Origin of the sequence: Corynebacterium suicordis DSM 45110 (assembly GCF_015351405.1) — a bacterium.
GTDB lineage: Bacteria > Actinomycetota > Actinomycetes > Mycobacteriales > Mycobacteriaceae > Corynebacterium > Corynebacterium suicordis.
Genome location: NZ_JADKMY010000001.1, coordinates 138,643 through 154,833, shown reverse-complemented (window position 1 = coordinate 154,833; position 16,191 = coordinate 138,643). Strand labels below are relative to the sequence as shown.

The following is a 16,191-nucleotide window of genomic DNA, read 5'->3' as shown; positions in this document are numbered from 1 at the left end:
TCTAGACTTTTCTGCGCCGAAGAGACTCCATGCACCGACAGTTACGTGAGTTTCTGCAGGTGGCAGTGGCGAGCTATCGCTGCTGCTTGTCTTGCTGCTGCATCCCCTCGAAGGGGGACGTAGTTCCCTCAATAAGGGAATTACTGTGCAACAACCTCGAAGTTCAGGGAAGCCACGATGTCATCCTGCAGCTTCACGTCCACGGCGTACAGGCCGGTGGTCTTCACTTCGTTCTTCTTCAAAGCAATAGCGTGCTTGTCCAGGGAGCGGCCGTTGGCCTTCTTCACTGCTGCGACAACATCGTCAGCGGTGACAGATCCGAACAGCTTGCCAGCCTCAGAGGTGCGGACCGGAATGGTCACACCGGAGAGGGTGTCCAGCTCTTGCTTAACTTCGCGTGCGTGATCCAGATCGCGGATCTCGCGAGCTTCTTGAGCGCGCTTGATGCCTTCGATCTGCTTTTCAGCGCCGCGGGTCGCCAGGATGGCGTAGCCGCGAGGCAAAAGGTAGTTACGTCCGTAGCCAGCCTTGACTTCAACGATGTCGCCGGGAACACCGAGTTTGTCAACGGCGGCGGTGAGGATCAGCTTCATGATCCAGCCTTTCGTTGTGCAATGTGTGCAATGGAGGGTGACTTAATGCGTGGATTAAGTGTTCTAGTCTCAACTAGTCAGTGGGCGAATCAGAACGGTGGGTCTTCGTCGCCGCCACCAAAACCGGACTGTGGAGCGGAGTTCCATGGATCATCGTCACGAGACGCGTTGCGTCCGCCGAAGCCCTGGTTGCCGCCGTTTCCACTGTTTCCAGAGTTGCCCTGGCCACCGAATCCCTGTCCGGAATTCTGGTTGCTCTGCTGGCCACCCTGGTTAAAGTCACTCTGGCCACCGCCGTTACCACCGAAGTTGCCACCCTGTCCGCCACTGCGGTTAGAGGGAGCAGTCTTCTGCACCTGCGCCGTAGCGTACTTCAGAGCTGGGCCGACTTCGTCGACTTCCAACTCGATGACGCTTCGGCGCTCACCTTCACGATTTTCGAAAGAACGCTGGCGCAAACGGCCGGTCACGATAACGCGATCACCCTTGGTCAGGGAGTTCGCTACGTTCTCGGCAGCTTGACGCCACACGTTACAAGCCATGAACAGGGCATCGCCATCGACCCACTGATTGGTCTGTGAATCAAAGCGGCGAGGCGTGGAAGCCACGCGGAAGTTCGCCACTGCTGCACCGCTTGGGGTGTAGCGCAATTCAGGGTCAGCAACGAGGTTGCCAACCACAGTGATCGGGGTTTCTCCCTGTGCCATAACTCGAGCCTTTTCGTGTTGTTCGTGAAGTGGTGTGGTGGTGTGAGTGACCGTTTATGTCCGGTCTGTGTTCACAAGAATCAGTTGTTACTGATCCTTGCGCAGCAGCTTGGTGCGCAGAATGGTGTCATTGATGTTGAGCACGCGGTCAAGCTCCTGCACGGTAGCGGATTCGCAGTTCAGGTCGAGAACAACGTAGATGCCCTCTTCCTTCTTCTGGATCGGGTACTCGAGGCGGCGCTTGCCCCAGACGTCTACCTTTTCCACTTTGCCGTTATCCTTGCGGACAATTTCCAAGAATTTGTCCAGCGACGGGGTAACGGTGCGCTCATCCTGGGAAGGGTCGATGATAATCATCATTTCGTATTGACGCACGGACCTCATCACCTCCTATGGTCTAGTTATTTGTGGCCATACCCCTTTAGGTATGGCAGGAGGGTCGTTGCGTCAGCAACTCTTCCATAATACTGGCTGCCACCTCGGAAACCTAATGTCTGTATTTCCCCGCCTGCATTTCTTCGCGGAAAGGTCACTGCCCTGCCGTCGCAAAGAAAACGGCCACCGTGACCGGAACCACCGTGAGGAAGAGGATGGCCACCGCGAACAGACCCCACACCAGCGCCCGCGGTTTCTTGTAGCTGAAGGCCGCATACGAGGATCCGAAGAGCACGAATCCGATGAATACGCTGCCCATCGTGACGATCATTGCTGTTTCGCTCATTAATTTGTACTTCCCATTGTTTCTTTGTGCGCGTTTTCTACGTGCTCTTTTGCTTGCTTTTCGACGCCAACCCCCAGCGCCCCAGCCAGGGGATCCCTGCCAGCATGGGCGGCCCGCACGGGGTCAGGTGCGCTGCCGTACATTTGCCGCAACACAATCACGGCCATTGCCACCAGCAAACCAAGCCGCAGCACGGTGAAAGAATCCACCAGCCAGTCAGGCGCCGCCAGCTCCTGCGGGAGGAACGTCCACATCCGCAGGTACCAGTAGAACGCTTCCACGGCCGCCCACGTGAACACGAGCCGCCAGCGGGGGAGAGCCAGCACCAGCAGGGGCAGCAGCCAGATGGAATACTGCGGGCTCCACACCTTATTGGTCAGCATGAAGGCCAGCACGGCCAGGAACATCACCTGGGCCAAGCGCGGGCGTTGCTTCACGGTGAGCACCACGTAGGTGAGCAACATGAGGGCGATGACCAGCAGCACCAGGGTGATGGTGTTGAACTGCTGGACGTTATTCACGGCTTGGCTCGGGGTAGTGCCATTCCACTGCTCCCAGCCGGTGAGGTGGGCCAGCACCGCGTAGATGGTGGAACCTTCCCAGCCACGGGAGGAGTTGAGACGGAAGAACTCGCCCCAGGCCTCGGGATACGCCAGGTAGATCGGCACATTGACCGCTAGCCAGGCGAGTACCGTGCCCGCTGCGAGGCGGAACATCACCGACCAGTTCCGGGCGCGCAGAGCCAGCAGGCCCATGGCACCGACGATGAATAGTGGCCACAGCTTGGCAGCGATGCCCAACCCGGCCAGCACACCAGCCCAGCCGGGTCGACCCTTGGCCCACAGCCAGATGGCCAGCACGGCAAAGAGGATGGAGAGCAGGTCGTAGTTTGTGAACGCGTGGACGATGACCAGGGGAGAGGCGGCCATGAGCAGCGTGTCCCACGGGCGATTTCCCGCCAGCTTGGTGACCACCACGCAGGCAGCGATCCAGCATGCGGCCAGAAAAAACGCAGTGACTCCCATGTTGATCGCGGCATTGGCTGCAGGGGGAAGGCCAGCCGCCTCCCAGAGGGCTGCCACGGGCTTGGTGAGCAGCGCCATCGCGTACTGGAACAGGCCCGTGATCACCGGGTATTCCAGGTAACGAGTGATGCCGTCTGCCTGCCAGGAGAAAGCGTAGGGGAATTGGGCGGACTCGAATCCGCGGCCACCGTAGAGCACGATGATATCCGAGTAGCAGGCTGAGGTGTACTGCACCTTTCCCGCCCAATCCACGTATGGGCCCGCATCGGAGACTGCGGTGCGCACGCAGTTGGCTTTTTGCAGCCAACCCAGGGTGAGGAATCCCGCGCTGATCGCCATGATCATCCGCAGTGCGGTCCACCAGACTTCGCGGCCCACGTATGCATGCTTACCGAGTGGCCCGCCAAGGAAATCAACAAACCCCCGAGCCATGGGTTCCGTGTCCGCGGGTTGCACTCGCGTCTCGGCGGTGCGGTCTTGCGGAACCTGTAGCTGGGGGGCGGGCTGATCCATTATCTGTGCTTTCGCGAAATCCAGTGATGGCGGTGAGGCAGCGGGAGAACCGCTATGGGTTTATCAAACCATCAATCAACGCGCCCAGGTCTTGCCCGGGAGCAGGCTGGGGCGCGGGAGCTGGGGCGGGCGCAGGAGCAGGCGCGGGTGCCGGAGCAGGGGCTGGGCTCTCGGCAGCCGGTGCCGGTGAGGAGTCATCCTGCTGCGAGGAATTGCCCTGCGGGATCTGCTCGGTCTGCTGCTCCGGAACATATCCCGTTCCAGCGGCAGCAGCTGAGCCTGCGGAGCCGAAGCTCTCAAACTCATCATCTGCCAGGGCTGCGTCCATCACGTTCTTCCAGATGGTCGCCGGCACGCCGGAGCCGTACATGATTCCGCCCCACTCGTTGACCAGTGGCTTGTTGTCCACGGTGCCCAGCCACACGGCGGTGGAGAGCTGCGGGGTGGAGCCCAGCATCCAGGCATCCTTGTTCATTCCGGTATCGCCCAGCTGAGCGGTACCGGTCTTGGCGGCGGAAGCGCGTCCGCCGGCCAGGCTGTTGCCGTTGGAGTACGCGGCGATGGGTCCCATCGCTTCGATCACTCCATTGGCAACCTCTGGTTCCACCACTTGGTCGCCCTCAATGTTGGAGTTATCCAGCAGCACGTCGCCATCGACGGTCTCCACCTTCTCCACGAAGTGTGGGCGGTGGTAGACACCCTCGTTGCTCAGGGTCGCCAGGATGGAGGCCATGTCCAGTGGGGAGGACTGGTACTGGCCCAAGGTGATGCCCTCGAAAGGCGTGCCGCCGTTTTCCTTCAGCGTTTCACCCACTCCGGGGAGAGTTTCCGCAGCTCCCAGGCGATGAGCCATGTCAGCCACGGCTTCCGCGCCGCCATTGAGCTCGCGGGTGATGCGGATGAAGGAGGTGTTCAGGGACATCTTCAGTGCCTGAGCTGCAGAACATGAGCCACAGCTCTGGTTATCCACGTTGGTCACTTCGGTCTGCCCGGTGGTGACTGGCGAGGAATCGAAGTAGTCGTAGATGCTTCCGCCCTGATCCAGGTATGCGGCCAGGGTGACGATCTTGAACGTGGAACCGGACTGCAGGCCAGCACCGGCGTAGTCATAGCCCACTGGATCCTCGCCGCCGTACCACGCACGGATGCCACCGGTCTTCGGATCCACGGAGACCAGCGCACCGCGCACGTCTTCTGCCAGACCCTCGGTCTGCGCCCGCACCTGGTCGACCGCGGCCTTCTGCGCCTCATTGTCGATGGTGGTGGTGATCTTCAGGCCACCGGTATTCACCTGCTCCTCGGTGATTCCGGCTTCTTCCAGCTCCGCGATCACGCGAGACTTGATCAGTCCGTTGGGGCCATCCACTGGCGAAGTGTTTGCTGCCGCCGCTGGATCCTGCACAGCTGGGTAGACAGCGTTAATGCGATCGGTACGGTTGATGGCGTTTGTTTCCACCATTCCGTCCATCACGTAGTTCCAGCGAGACTCCGCCTTTTCCCGGTTAGTCCAAGGATCCAGGGAGGAAGGCGCCTGGATGGTCGCGGCCAACACCGCGCCCTCTTCCGGCGTGAGCTGAGAGATGTCCTTGTTGAAGTACGCCTTGGCAGCTGCAGAGATGCCATAAGAGTTACGACCAAAGTAAATGGTGTTCAGGTAAGCCTCAAGGATTTCGTCCTTGGACCACTCACGCGCCATCTTGGCGGAAATGACCAGCTCTTTCGCCTTACGGGTCAGAGAGAATTCATCGCCCACCAGCGCGTTCTTCACGTACTGCTGAGTAATCGTGGAGCCGCCACCAGCACCCGAACGACCCAGCAACTGACCCACCGCAGCACGGCCAAAGCCGGTGATGGAGAAGCCAGGGTTGGAGTAGAAATCGCGATCCTCCGCAGCCAGTACCGCGTTGCGGACAGGCTCCGGGATCTCGTTGAGCGTCACGTTCTGCCGGTTGCCTTCCGGCGGCACGATGCGCGCCAACTCCGTGTTTTGGTCCGACGCCATGATGTAGGAAATCTGGTTGTTCACCAATTCTTCTGGTTCCGGCACCTTAGTAACGGAGTACGCGGTGAAGAAAGCAATGAGCGGGACGATGATGGCCACTGCCATCAGCGCCGCAAAGCCCGCGAGGAGAGAACGGCGGAATTCCTTAGACTTCCAGCTGTTCTTCTTGCGGGCGCGGGCGGTGATATTGCCCTTGGAAGCGACCTTTGCCTGAGCTGCCTTGCCCTGGGCTGATTTGCCTTGTGCTGACCGGCTCTGTGGACCCTTCTTCTGGGTCACCTTGCCTTGAGCTGGGCGGCCTGACGCGGGCTTGCCCTGCGCGGACTTATTCTGTGCGGCCTGACCTTGTGGGCGCTTGCCCTGGACAGGGCGCTTACGCTGAGCAGATGGACGCTGGGCAGCATTGCTTGGGCGACCCGCACGGTCATTGGGGCGGCCCGAGTTCGCAGATGGCTTGCGATTCGGGTTCTTCCTCGGTGGCAAGTTGTCAGAAGACAATGGGGTAGATCTCCATTACTCGAGTAATTCGGGCATTCAATACAGCGTTAACTCTTCGCGCTGTATCAAGAAATTCCACTTGCAGTGCAAGCACACTTCCACAGTGTGGATGGACAGTTCAGCATCTGCGGGAGCCACTTTTGAAGAAGCCTGCAGGTGGGAAAAACTATCAATCAGAATCTTTATCTCGTTTACACTACGCGCAGTACCTGACTTTTCACCTAACCATCTGCCATGAACCCAGCGTGTCTCAAGAAGATTTCCCCGGTGGCAAATCGGGCACACCCGGTCAGTCGGCTCGCCCAGAACCTGGGCAGAGGCGAGTAGGGGAGAGGCGGCGTCGAGAAGAGAAGAAGGACTAACTTCCCCGCGCCGCCACTGGGCGAGCACGCGGGTGCGGTCTAACTGCCGGTCAAAGACGCGCCGCGAGAGGTGAGCCGAAGACATGGCCACATCCTACGACGAGTTCAACTTGATCGGTACACCTCTCTTTCTTGACCGATACACCGAGGTGAGATCCCGCACCTGGCCACATCATCGGCCTAACTTCGGATTACATGAGTGAAAACAAGAATGTGAATATCGCCATCGTGGGCTTGGGCAACTGTGCCACCTCGCTGGTGCAGGGCCTGACGTACTACGCGGACGCGCAAGCTGGGGAAGACATCCCAGGCTTGATGCACGCCAAGTTCGGCCCGTACGGCATCTCGGACGTGAAGGTCGTGGCGGCCTTCGACGTGGATGCGGACAAGGTGGGTAAGGACGTCTCCGCCGCCCTGGAATCCTCCCGTAACTGCACCATCAAGATCGCGGACGTGCCAGAGCTCGGAGTCACCGTGCAGCGCGGACCAACCCTGGACGGTCTGGGCACCCACTACTTGGAATCCATCGAAGAATCCTCCGCTGAGCCAGTCGACGTACCCGCCGCGCTGCGCGAAGCCGGGGCAGACGTGCTGGTCAGCTACCTGCCCGTCGGTTCTGAAGAAGCGGACAAGTTCTACGCGCAGTGCGCCATCGATGCAGGCTGTGCCTTCGTCAACGCGCTGCCAGTCTTCATCGCCTCGGACCCAGAATGGGCAAAGAAGTTCGAAGATGCAGGTCTGCCAATCGTGGGCGATGACATCAAGAGCCAGGTGGGCGCAACCATCACCCACCGCGTGCTGGCCAAGCTGTTCGAAGACCGCGGCGTGCGCCTCGAGCGGACCATGCAGCTCAACGTGGGCGGCAACATGGACTTCAAAAACATGCTGGACCGGGAGCGCTTGGAATCTAAGAAGATTTCTAAGACTCAGGCCGTGACCTCCAACCTGAAGACCAGCCCGCTGGCCGGAAAGCGTTCCGACCGCAACGTCCACATCGGCCCTTCCGACTACGTGGAATGGCTGGATGACCGCAAGTGGGCCTACGTGCGCCTGGAAGGTTCCGCGTTCGGCGAAGTTCCCCTGAACCTGGAGTACAAGCTGGAAGTATGGGACTCTCCAAACTCCGCGGGCATCATCATCGATGCCGTGCGAGCTGCGAAGATCGCCTTGGATCGCGGTCTGGCCGGACCAGTCAACCCAGCCTCCAGCTACCTGATGAAATCCCCACCTGTGCAGCTTCCAGACGACGTGGCTCGCGCGCAGCTCGAAGAATTCATCAACGGCGCGTCTTAATCCGCCACGATTTCTCCGTACGAACGGCGCCCGATTGCGTGATTGGGCGCCTGTTTGCCCTGCACACCGGGGCGGGTCGATTGCGCGTTGAAGTCTAAGACAGATTAAGGTTTAGTCTGCAAACTACTGTTAACTGTTGAGGTACTTTAGAAACATGTCCAAGACTCCGCTCGAGATCGCTCAACAGCTGCGCCCCGCGCTGTCACGTCTTTACCTGCTGTACTTCCGCCAGGCCGAGGCCTTCTCTATTAGCCAGGCGCAGATGTCCATCATGACGATCCTCGAAGAACATGGCCCGATGCGCATCAGCCAGATCGCCCATGCTGAGGCTATCCGCATGCCCACCGCGTCCAATGCGGTGAATCAGCTGGAATCCATGGGCTTGGTATCTCGCGTACGCGATGTTTCGGACCGCCGCGGAGTCAGCGTGCAGCTCACAGACAAAGGCGCAGATGAGCTGCAGAGCATCGGCGACAACCGAAATAGGGCTTTAGCCCGAATGATTGCTAACCTCTCACCCGAAGAAGTTCAAAAGGTGGAAGAGGCAGCTCCCATTATCGAAATGATCCTCAACCGCTACACCGAAGCCCAAACTAAGGACTAGGCGCCAGCGTTCGTGAGCAGCGAAACCAAGAATATAAGCAACAAATCTCCTTTTCCCCGCAGCAAGGCGAGGGATTCCGAGGCAGAATTGGACATCCCCGCGAAGCCTCGTCCATTGCGGGTTCTCATGACATGGCGGCCGGAATCCGCAGGTGAGGAAGCTGCCCAGTACGTGGCGTGGCTTTCCCGGACCCAGCCTTTGATCGTCCGCACGGCGACTGTGATCTCCCGCGTATGGACTCAACAGCCCGGCTCTCGCGAAAATGAGGAATTTTCCCAGTGGATTGAGGCCGAATCCGCCGCGTGTGCGGCATCCGCTCAGCAGGCACTTTTGGATGCGGGCGTTCCCAGCAGCATGTTGGATTCCGAGATCCCTTCCGTGGTCTCTACCGACCACTCTGAAACCTCCGTTCTTATCGACGCCGCCAAAGACTTTTCCGCCGATCTCATGCTCCTGGGCTCTCACCCAGCCGCGCCGCGCGGACGCTTCCGTATCGGTTCCACGGCAGACGCGCTGCTGCACTGTTCTCCCGTGCCACTGGGGCTGGCACCGCGGGATGCCAAGCTTTCCAAGCGTGGAGTCACGCGCGTGAACTGCAGTTATGTGGATACTGAGCAGTCTCACCAGGCGCTGCGGCACGCCGCTGACCTGGCTGCACGATGGAATGTCCCACTGCGGTTGGTGGCCTTCAGCCCGCGCGGAGCCACCATGTACCCCACGGCAGTTCCGTTCTCCGGGAACTACGACATGATGGTGGAGTGGCGCGAGCAGGCCCTGGCTTTGCTGGACCGCGGTAAGGACCGCGCGCTGGCCCGCCACCCGGAACTGCACGTGCAGACTGAAGCCGGCGCCGGCTACGGCTGGTCCGGAGCAATCAACGACATGAAGTGGAAAAAGGGCGATCTACTGATCATGGGTTCTTCCGTGCTGGGAGATTTCAACCGAGTGTTCATCGGCCCTTCCACCAACCAGATTCTGCGGCACAGCCCGGTACCGGTGTTGATTAGCCCGGTGTAGGTTCGGAAGTATCATGTCTAATCCATTTACTTCTGAGCCACACGATCCACAGGAACCCATTCCCGTGGATACTGAGCCTGCTCTTGACTCCGAGCCTGCTCGCCCCAGCCAGCTGGATTATGAGGCGGATCCGTTGTTGCGCCTGGAGCGGAACAATAAGTCCACCCGCCAAGCGATCATGTTCTTCATCGGCATCATCCTGGCCTCCACGCTCTCCGCGCTGCTCATCTACCTGGTTTCCCAGCTCATGGGCGGCCCGCTGTGCGATGCCGATGATTCGGCCATGCTCTGCAATGACACTTTCCGCTGGCTCTTCGCCATCGTCCCCACAGGCATTGCCATTTTCGGGCTTTTCGGCAGCGTATGGATCACCTACGCCAAGTGGCGCGACCGCCTGCGGTGGCGGCCGTGGATCGCCGTGGTGTGGTTCATCATGCCGTACACCCTGGCCTGGGTGATCTCCGTGGGATCATCGCTGATGATCCGCTAGGAGCGGCACCTACTTGGCCACGATGTTGACCATCTTGCCTGGTACCACGATGATCTTGGCCACCGTCTTGCCCTCGATATGTCCGGCCACGTTGGGCTCTTCCAGTGCAGCCTTTTCGATATCCTCGCGGGACGCATCCGCGGGCACGGTGATGCGCGCACGGAGCTTGCCCATCACCTGAACTGGCAATTCGATGCTGTCATCCTTCAGCCAGCGCTCCTCCCACATGGGGAAGCTCTGGTAGGTCACACCGTTATCGTTGCCCAGGATTGCCCACATCTCCTCGGCGATGTGTGGCGCAACCGGTGCGAGCATGAGAACCAGCGGCTCCACTGCGGCGCGGGGGACAGCCGCCTGACCGTTGGCTCCACTGCCTCCGTAGTTCTTCGTGAGGTAGTTGACGTACTCGATGAGCTTGGCCACCGCGGTGTTATCGCGCAGCTCCGCGTAATCCTCGTGCACACCGGCGATGGTGCGGTGCAGCATGCGGTTATCGTCATCCGTGAGCTGAGCGCGAGTAACCGTGGTGTGACCAGTGGTTTCATCAACAACCAGGCGCCAAGAACGCTGCAGGAAGCGCTGCGCACCCACCACGTCCTTGGTGGCCCAAGGCCGCGACGTATCCAGCGGACCCATGGCCATCTCGTAGACGCGCAGGGTATCCGCGCCGAAGTTCTCGCAGATATCATCCGGGCTCACGGCGTTCTTCAGGGACTTGCCCATCTTGCCGTACTCCTGGAATACCTCCTGCTCAGAGCCATCTCCAGCGGGGTTAACCCAGAAGAACTTGCCGTCCCGCTCAGTGACTTCTTCAGCGGGAACGTACACGCCACGGGAATCGGTGTAAGCGTACGCTTGGATATAACCTTGGTTGAACAAGCGGTGGTAAGGCTCAAAGCTGGATACATGGCCGAGGTCAAAGAGCACCTTGTGCCAGAAGCGGCTGTAGAGCAGGTGCAGCACTGCGTGCTCCACACCACCCACGTATAGATCCACGCCACCGGATGGACGGCCTTCGCGAGGGCCCACCCAGTATCGCTCATTTTCGATATCCACCAGCGCATCATCGTTCGTGGGATCGATGTAGCGCAGCTGGTACCAGGAAGAACCGGCCCACTGCGGCATCACGTTGGTATCGCGGCGGTACATCTGCGGACCATCACCCAGATCCAGCTCCACGTTGACCCATTCTTCGGCCTTGGCCAGTGGGGGCTGAGGCGCGGAGTTGGCATCTTCCGGATCAAAGCTGACCGGCTTGTAGTCTTCGACCTCGGGCAGCTCGATGGGCAGCATGTCCTCGGGAAGGGCATGTGCCACGCCGTCCTGGCTGTAGACGATAGGGAAGGGCTCGCCCCAGTAGCGCTGACGGGCGAAGAGCCAATCGCGCAGCTTGTACTGGATCTTCCCGTGGCCGGTTTCCTGTTGCTCCAGCCACTCGATGGTCGCGGCCTTGGCATCCTCCAAGCTCAGGCCGTTGATATCCAGACCGCGGTCATTCGCGCTGTTCACGGCCACGCCGCCATCCACAAACGCTTCCTCCAACTGCCCATCCGTGGCATCCTGACCGGCAGGAGCCACGACCTGCTTGATCGGCAGGCCAAAGGCTGAAGCGAAATCGAAGTCGCGCTCATCGTGCGCGGGAACGGCCATGATGGCTCCGGTGCCATAACCCATCAGCACGTAGTCAGCGATGAACACCGGAACGCTTTCCCCGTTCACGGGGTTGGTGGCGGTCGCGCCCAAGTACACGCCGGTCTTTTCCTTGTTTTCCTGGCGCTCCAGGTCGCTCTTCGCCGCGATGGACGCGCGATAAGCAGCCACGGCCTCAGCAGGGTTGGCGGCACCGTTGGTCCATCGCTCATCCACGCCCTCATAGGCGTTCTCCGCAGCCGCGGCCACCAGCGAATCAACCAGCTCGTGCTCGGGGGCCAGAACCATGTAGCTGGCGCCGAAGAGGGTATCCGGACGCGTGGTGAATACCGTGATTGCGTCATCCGTGGCGTCGGAAGAAAAATCAACCTCAGCACCGCGCGAACGACCAATCCAATGGCGCTGCATGGACTTAACCTTCTCTGGCCAGTCCAGGTAATCCAGGTCATCGATGAGGCGATCCGAGTACGCGGTGATGCGCATCATCCACTGCTGAAGGTTCTTGCGGAACACGGGGAAGTTGCCGCGCTCGGAGCGTCCATCGGCGGTGACTTCCTCGTTAGCCAGCACGGTTCCCAAGCCAGGGCACCAATTCACCATGGAATTGGAGCGGTACACCAGGCGGTGCTCGTCCAGGATCGCCTGCTTCTCGGGCTCGCTGAGGGAAGACCAGTCCTCGCGCTCAGCAGCCAACTTGGTTTCCAGTTCCGCGATGGGGCGGGCCTTGCCCTTGCCATCATTTGCCTCTGGATCAAACCAGGAGTTGTAGATCTGCAGGAAAATCCACTGGGTCCACCGGTAGAAATCTTTATCGGTGGTGGCCACATTGCGGCGCTTATCGTGGCCCAAGCCCAGGCGACCCAGCTGGCGCTCCATGTTCTCGATGTTCGCCATGGTGGTGGTGCGCGGGTGGGTACCCGTCTGCACGGCGTACTGCTCTGCGGGCAAACCGAAGGAGTCATAACCCAGCGTATGCAGGACGTTTGCGCCCTTCATGCGGTGGAAACGCGCGAAAACATCCGTGGCGATATAACCCAGCGGGTGTCCCACGTGCAGGCCGACGCCGGAAGGGTAGGGGAACATATCCTGCACGAACATGCGATCCGCAGGCAGCTGCAAACCTGGCTCCGAGAGATCACCCGTGGGGTTCGGAGCGTTGAACGTGCCTTGCTTGTTCCACTGCTCCTGCCAGCGCTTCTCAATATCGGCTGCCAGTTGAGGCGTGTAGCGATAGGAAGGAGTGGTGCTTTCGGTGCTGTTCGCGTTGCTGGATCCAGGGTTGGTCATGGTTGAAAATTGTAGTTGGTGGCCAGGACAACGTGGCAACCGCGGGTCGGGCGCAGGGGTCGCGGCACCCGGGCAGTCGCGCGATGCACACCCACTTGGTGATTACCCCACGCAGTTCTAGACTGAGAAGCATGATTTTCCTGGGCATCATTCTGGCAATATTCGGTGTGGCTATTCTGGCCGTGGGTGTGCTCAGCTTGGCGGGTAAATTGCCGGGGAACTCGCTGGTGGGGTTGCGAATCCCCGAGGTGCGCAAGTCCGCCGAATACTGGGTGATGGGCCATAAGATTGCCGGTCCTGCATGGACGGGTTCAGGCTTGGCGATGCTCGGTGCGGCCGCGGTGGCGTGGCAGGCCCGCGGGTGGGCATGGTTGATCGTTGCCGGCCTGGTGGTGGCTGCACTCTTCCTGCTGGGCTTGGGTGCCGCGCTGGCTGCACACACATTGGCGCAAATTGATGCCCGCGCACAGAAGGCTGCAGAAGCCGAAAGCGGATGCTGTTCAGCAGGTGGATCCGCCGAAACCACCCCTACTGGCGAGGTCAGCGCCGATGAGTGTGCCTCCGGCCAAGCCTGCGGTTCCTGCTCCTTGAACGGTGCCTGCGAAGGTGGTGCGGAAAGCGCTCCAGCTCTGGATCTGGATGCTGCCCGGCGCGCGGTCGCAGCTCAAGACATCCGCTAAACGGAACCTAGCTCCAAAGAAATTTAGCTCTCCTGCTCCGGCGCTGCGTGCCGGGGCTTTTTGCTGGCCGGAGTGGCAATTCCTGAACTAGGGGCAGCGTGCCTCGCAGCTGGGCTGTAGCTTTCCGCTACCTCATCTGCCCCGCGATGCCTACCGGAGCGCCGCACCACTGGTTCAGGCTCGGCAGCGTACTGGAAATCGTGATTGTGCTCGCCGTATTCATTGTCCCCGCGCTCGCCGCGCTCGCCGTACACATAGGCCCGCTCGATGGGCTCAGAGTCGCTGGGCTCCTCGAGGTCAGCGTCCTCTTCATGATCTTCATGTGCTTCGACGCCAAACTCTTCCCGCTCCCGGTACTCAGCCTTGCGGTTGCGCTGATTAAGCCTGCGCAACGTAAAGGTGGTGAGCCAGGCGATGGCGAAAAACAAGAGTGCCAGCAAACCCCACGTGACAGCGACAATCAACATACCCATGTTGATGGCGAAACACTCTCTTCTTCGTCGAACTTTCTCCACCCAGTGTGTCACAGTGGCACCTGCGGATCTGCCTACTAATGCAAATAGCCGTGGAAAACTGCTCTCGCTTTAGCATCACGGTGCTGGAGCGCTATCCCTGTCTTGACTCTGAGTAACCTGATTCTCATGAGTAATTCTCCAATCAATGATGCACGTGGCACCAATGATCAGCAGCCCATCGTCGCAGTATGCGGCACCACCAACATTGATACGTTCGTGGGTCTGGATGTCTTTCCCGCGCCGGGGGAGACTGTCATCGGCACCAGGGGAGTGCAGGGTCTGGGTGGCAAGGGAGCAAACCAGGCCGCGGCAGCAGCGCACATGGGTGTGAAAACCTTGCTGCTCTCCGCGGTTGGTCCCAAGGAATCAGCGGATAACCTGCCGGATCCCCTCGCGGATTTGGCACTCAAGGAACTGCAGCAGCATGGCGTAGACACCACCCACGTGGTCCGCGTTGATCAACCCACCGGGCAGGCCTTCATCATGAATGATGCTGCAGGGGAGAACATCATCATCGTCACCTCGGGTGCCAATGAATCCATTAGCCCCATTGCTTGTGGGAAAGCCTTGCAGGGGGAGGGCGGCGTCGAAAACATCAAGGTTCTGCTGGCACAAGGGGAACTCACGCCGGCCCACTCGGCGGAACTGCCCCAGCTCGCGGCCGAACTGCCCGGTGCGCGCTTCGTGCTCAATCTGGCTCCGGTGACCACCAAGGATAAGGCGCTGTTGAAGGCTGCGGACCCGCTGATCGTCAATGAACTCGAGGCAGCCGATGTAACGGAGATGCCTCGCGATACCCCGTTTGAGCAGCTGGTTGAGGAGCTGCGCAGGGTTGCGCAATCAGCGGTGGTCACGCTGGGGCCTAAAGGTGCAGCCATCATCACGCAGGATGACGTGGAATTCGTGGCCTCCCCACCTTCACCCCACGTGGTGGATACCACCGGGGCAGGGGATGCCTTCTCCGGAACCCTTGCGGCTGCATTGGCTCAGGGAGCGGACCTGGTTGAGGCAGCCCGGTTGGGGGCAGTAGCGGGCTCTTTGGCCACGCGGTCGGCGGGGGCTGCAGGTTCCTATGCTTCCGAATCCGCCATTCGCGCTCTCCACAAAGAGTTTTTGCAAGCAAAATAATTGGTGCGCGTCTACCGTAAATGACCAGTGTGGGGCTAGTCTGACTGGGACGTAGAACGTGAAGACTTGAGAGAAAGGCCAAGAAAGATTACTAAAATCATTCTGGACTGCGACCCAGGTCACGATGATGCTATTGCGATGCTCCTGGCCTGGGGAAACCCAGACATTGAGCTGCTTGGCGTAACCACCGTGGCCGGTAATCAGACGCTGGAAAAGGTCACCACCAATGCCCGAGCTCTAGCGAAAGTGGGAGCCATCACGGGCGTGCCCTTCGCCGCTGGTGCAGACCGCCCGTTGGTTGGCCCGCAGCTGATCCCAGAGGAGATCCACGGTGATTCCGGCCTGGACGGCCCACAGTTGCCCGCCCCTGGTGTCGAACTGGATGAGCGCCACGCCATCCAGCTCATCGCAGACATCGTCCGCGAACAGCCCGAGAAGTCCGTGCATCTGGTGCCCACGGGCTCCCTGACGAACATCGCTCTGTTCGCCCGCACCTACCCTGAGCTGGTGGAACGCGTGGCTGGAATCACTCTGATGGGTGGCGGCCACCACACCGGCAACATGACTCCCGCCGCGGAATTCAACATCTTGGCAGACCCAGAAGCAGCGCAGATCGTCTTCGAGGCCAACTGGCCCGTGACGATGGTCGGACTCGACGTGACCCACAAGGTCCTGGCCACCCCAGAGCGCATGAACCAGCTGAAGTCCGTGAACACGGACGTCTCCCAATTCATCGCCGAGCTGGTGGAATTCTTCGGGGAGTCCTACATGCGCGAGCGCCGCTACCCCGGCCCACCGATGCACGATCCCCTGGCCGTGGCCGCCGTGGCCGACCCGCAGGTTCTGCGCACCATCGTCGCGCCCATTCAAGTGGAGACCAAGGGCGAGTTCACCCGCGGACAAACCGTGGTTGACCTGCGCCGTACCTGGAACCCAGACCAGTCTGCAGACCCCAGTGCCCTGGGCTTGGCAGACGATTACGAAGCCGCAGAAAACGGCACGCAACACCGCGTGGCCGTGGATGTGGACGCGGATCGCTTCTTCGATCTGCTCACCTCGGCACTGACCCGCCTCGGCAATACCAACTTCCGCGATTAAACCCGCCC

The 16,191-nt window shown here is 60.2% G+C and carries 16 protein-coding genes; 7 read left to right on the top strand and 9 right to left on the bottom strand.

Annotation, left to right across the window (positions count from 1 at the left end; all coding sequences use genetic code 11):
- Positions 1–140: 140 nt before the first annotated feature.
- The 7 genes from rplI to IRY30_RS00640 form a co-directional block, all read right to left on the bottom strand.
- Positions 141–593, bottom strand: a complete 453-nt coding sequence (gene rplI, locus IRY30_RS00670) for a 50S ribosomal protein L9 (protein ID WP_194555497.1) — start codon at positions 591–593, stop codon at positions 141–143.
- 89 nt (positions 594–682) lie between these two features.
- Positions 683–1,300, bottom strand: a complete 618-nt coding sequence (locus IRY30_RS00665) for a single-stranded DNA-binding protein (RefSeq protein ID WP_194555496.1) — start codon at positions 1,298–1,300, stop codon at positions 683–685.
- A gap of 87 nt (positions 1,301–1,387) precedes the next feature.
- Positions 1,388–1,684 (bottom strand): 30S ribosomal protein S6, encoded by a 297-nt coding sequence (gene rpsF, locus IRY30_RS00660; RefSeq protein ID WP_194555495.1) that lies wholly within the window; start codon positions 1,682–1,684, stop codon positions 1,388–1,390.
- A 145-nt stretch (positions 1,685–1,829) separates the two neighbouring features.
- Positions 1,830–2,021, bottom strand: coding sequence for a hypothetical protein (locus IRY30_RS00655; protein ID WP_194555494.1), 192 nt, complete (start codon positions 2,019–2,021; stop codon positions 1,830–1,832).
- Positions 2,021–3,559, bottom strand: coding sequence for a glycosyltransferase family 87 protein (locus IRY30_RS00650; RefSeq protein WP_194555493.1), 1,539 nt, complete (start codon positions 3,557–3,559; stop codon positions 2,021–2,023). Before IRY30_RS00650 ends, IRY30_RS00655 begins: the two co-directional genes overlap by 1 nt.
- Before the next feature lie 52 nt (positions 3,560–3,611).
- Positions 3,612–5,666 carry a transglycosylase domain-containing protein gene (locus IRY30_RS00645; protein ID WP_228502659.1) on the bottom strand — a complete coding sequence of 685 codons (2,055 nt, stop codon included), beginning with the start codon at positions 5,664–5,666 and terminating at the stop codon, positions 3,612–3,614.
- Positions 5,667–6,095: 429 nt separating this feature from the next.
- The gene (locus IRY30_RS00640) at positions 6,096–6,506 is read right to left on the bottom strand and encodes a DUF5318 family protein (protein ID WP_194555492.1); all 411 of its coding nucleotides are present in this window, start codon (positions 6,504–6,506) and stop codon (positions 6,096–6,098) included.
- Positions 6,507–6,616: 110 nt separating this feature from the next.
- On the opposite strand from IRY30_RS00640, the gene IRY30_RS00635 reads away from it, so the two are divergent.
- From IRY30_RS00635 to IRY30_RS00620, 4 genes are all read left to right on the top strand, one after another.
- On the top strand, positions 6,617–7,714 hold the full coding sequence (locus IRY30_RS00635) for an inositol-3-phosphate synthase (RefSeq protein WP_194555491.1): 1,098 nt from the start codon (positions 6,617–6,619) through the stop codon (positions 7,712–7,714).
- A 154-nt stretch (positions 7,715–7,868) separates the two neighbouring features.
- A complete protein-coding gene (locus tag IRY30_RS00630; RefSeq protein ID WP_194555490.1) occupies positions 7,869–8,318 on the top strand; it encodes a MarR family winged helix-turn-helix transcriptional regulator in 450 nt (149 codons plus the stop codon).
- Between the two features lie 126 nt (positions 8,319–8,444).
- Positions 8,445–9,335: a universal stress protein gene (locus IRY30_RS00625; protein WP_194556486.1), complete on the top strand. Its 891-nt coding sequence runs from the start codon at positions 8,445–8,447 to the stop codon at positions 9,333–9,335.
- A gap of 13 nt (positions 9,336–9,348) precedes the next feature.
- A complete protein-coding gene (locus IRY30_RS00620; protein ID WP_228502449.1) occupies positions 9,349–9,825 on the top strand; it encodes a hypothetical protein in 477 nt (158 codons plus the stop codon).
- A gap of 9 nt (positions 9,826–9,834) precedes the next feature.
- Here the strand turns inward: IRY30_RS00620 and leuS are convergent, their stop codons facing one another.
- Positions 9,835–12,762, bottom strand: a complete 2,928-nt coding sequence (gene leuS / locus IRY30_RS00615; protein WP_194555489.1) for a leucine--tRNA ligase — start codon at positions 12,760–12,762, stop codon at positions 9,835–9,837.
- 131 nt (positions 12,763–12,893) lie between these two features.
- Between leuS and IRY30_RS00610 the strand changes: the two genes are divergently transcribed.
- Positions 12,894–13,442 (top strand): SdpI family protein, encoded by a 549-nt coding sequence (locus tag IRY30_RS00610; protein ID WP_194555488.1) that lies wholly within the window; start codon positions 12,894–12,896, stop codon positions 13,440–13,442.
- Between the two features lie 23 nt (positions 13,443–13,465).
- Here the strand turns inward: IRY30_RS00610 and IRY30_RS00605 are convergent, their stop codons facing one another.
- Entirely contained in the window at positions 13,466–13,909 is a 444-nt protein-coding gene (locus IRY30_RS00605; RefSeq protein WP_194555487.1) for a hypothetical protein, read from the bottom strand.
- A gap of 174 nt (positions 13,910–14,083) precedes the next feature.
- Here IRY30_RS00605 and IRY30_RS00600 point away from each other — a divergent pair, with 174 nt between their 5' ends.
- The gene (locus IRY30_RS00600) at positions 14,084–15,085 is read left to right on the top strand and encodes a ribokinase (protein ID WP_194555486.1); all 1,002 of its coding nucleotides are present in this window, start codon (positions 14,084–14,086) and stop codon (positions 15,083–15,085) included.
- 87 nt (positions 15,086–15,172) lie between these two features.
- Positions 15,173–16,183 (top strand): nucleoside hydrolase, encoded by a 1,011-nt coding sequence (locus IRY30_RS00595; RefSeq protein ID WP_194556484.1) that lies wholly within the window; start codon positions 15,173–15,175, stop codon positions 16,181–16,183.
- The last annotated feature ends 8 nt before the right edge of the window (positions 16,184–16,191 follow it).

Excerpts from the sequence above, each read along its gene's own strand:
- rplI (WP_194555497.1), bottom strand. The coding sequence starts at position 593 with ATGAAGCTGATCCTCACCGCCGCCGTTGACAAACTCGGTGTTCCCGGC.
- IRY30_RS00665 (WP_194555496.1), bottom strand. The coding sequence starts at position 1,300 with ATGGCACAGGGAGAAACCCCGATCACTGTGGTTGGCAACCTCGTTGCT.
- rpsF (WP_194555495.1), bottom strand. The coding sequence starts at position 1,684 with ATGAGGTCCGTGCGTCAATACGAAATGATGATTATCATCGACCCTTCC.
- IRY30_RS00655 (WP_194555494.1), bottom strand. The coding sequence starts at position 2,021 with ATGAGCGAAACAGCAATGATCGTCACGATGGGCAGCGTATTCATCGGA.
- IRY30_RS00650 (WP_194555493.1), bottom strand. The coding sequence starts at position 3,559 with ATGGATCAGCCCGCCCCCCAGCTACAGGTTCCGCAAGACCGCACCGCC.
- IRY30_RS00645 (WP_228502659.1), bottom strand. The coding sequence starts at position 5,666 with ATGGCAGTGGCCATCATCGTCCCGCTCATTGCTTTCTTCACCGCGTAC.
- IRY30_RS00640 (WP_194555492.1), bottom strand. The coding sequence starts at position 6,506 with ATGTCTTCGGCTCACCTCTCGCGGCGCGTCTTTGACCGGCAGTTAGAC.
- IRY30_RS00635 (WP_194555491.1), top strand. The coding sequence starts at position 6,617 with ATGAGTGAAAACAAGAATGTGAATATCGCCATCGTGGGCTTGGGCAAC.
- IRY30_RS00630 (WP_194555490.1), top strand. The coding sequence starts at position 7,869 with ATGTCCAAGACTCCGCTCGAGATCGCTCAACAGCTGCGCCCCGCGCTG.
- IRY30_RS00625 (WP_194556486.1), top strand. The coding sequence starts at position 8,445 with ATGACATGGCGGCCGGAATCCGCAGGTGAGGAAGCTGCCCAGTACGTG.
- IRY30_RS00620 (WP_228502449.1), top strand. The coding sequence starts at position 9,349 with ATGTCTAATCCATTTACTTCTGAGCCACACGATCCACAGGAACCCATT.
- leuS (WP_194555489.1), bottom strand. The coding sequence starts at position 12,762 with ATGACCAACCCTGGATCCAGCAACGCGAACAGCACCGAAAGCACCACT.
- IRY30_RS00610 (WP_194555488.1), top strand. The coding sequence starts at position 12,894 with ATGATTTTCCTGGGCATCATTCTGGCAATATTCGGTGTGGCTATTCTG.
- IRY30_RS00605 (WP_194555487.1), bottom strand. The coding sequence starts at position 13,909 with ATGTTGATTGTCGCTGTCACGTGGGGTTTGCTGGCACTCTTGTTTTTC.
- IRY30_RS00600 (WP_194555486.1), top strand. The coding sequence starts at position 14,084 with ATGAGTAATTCTCCAATCAATGATGCACGTGGCACCAATGATCAGCAG.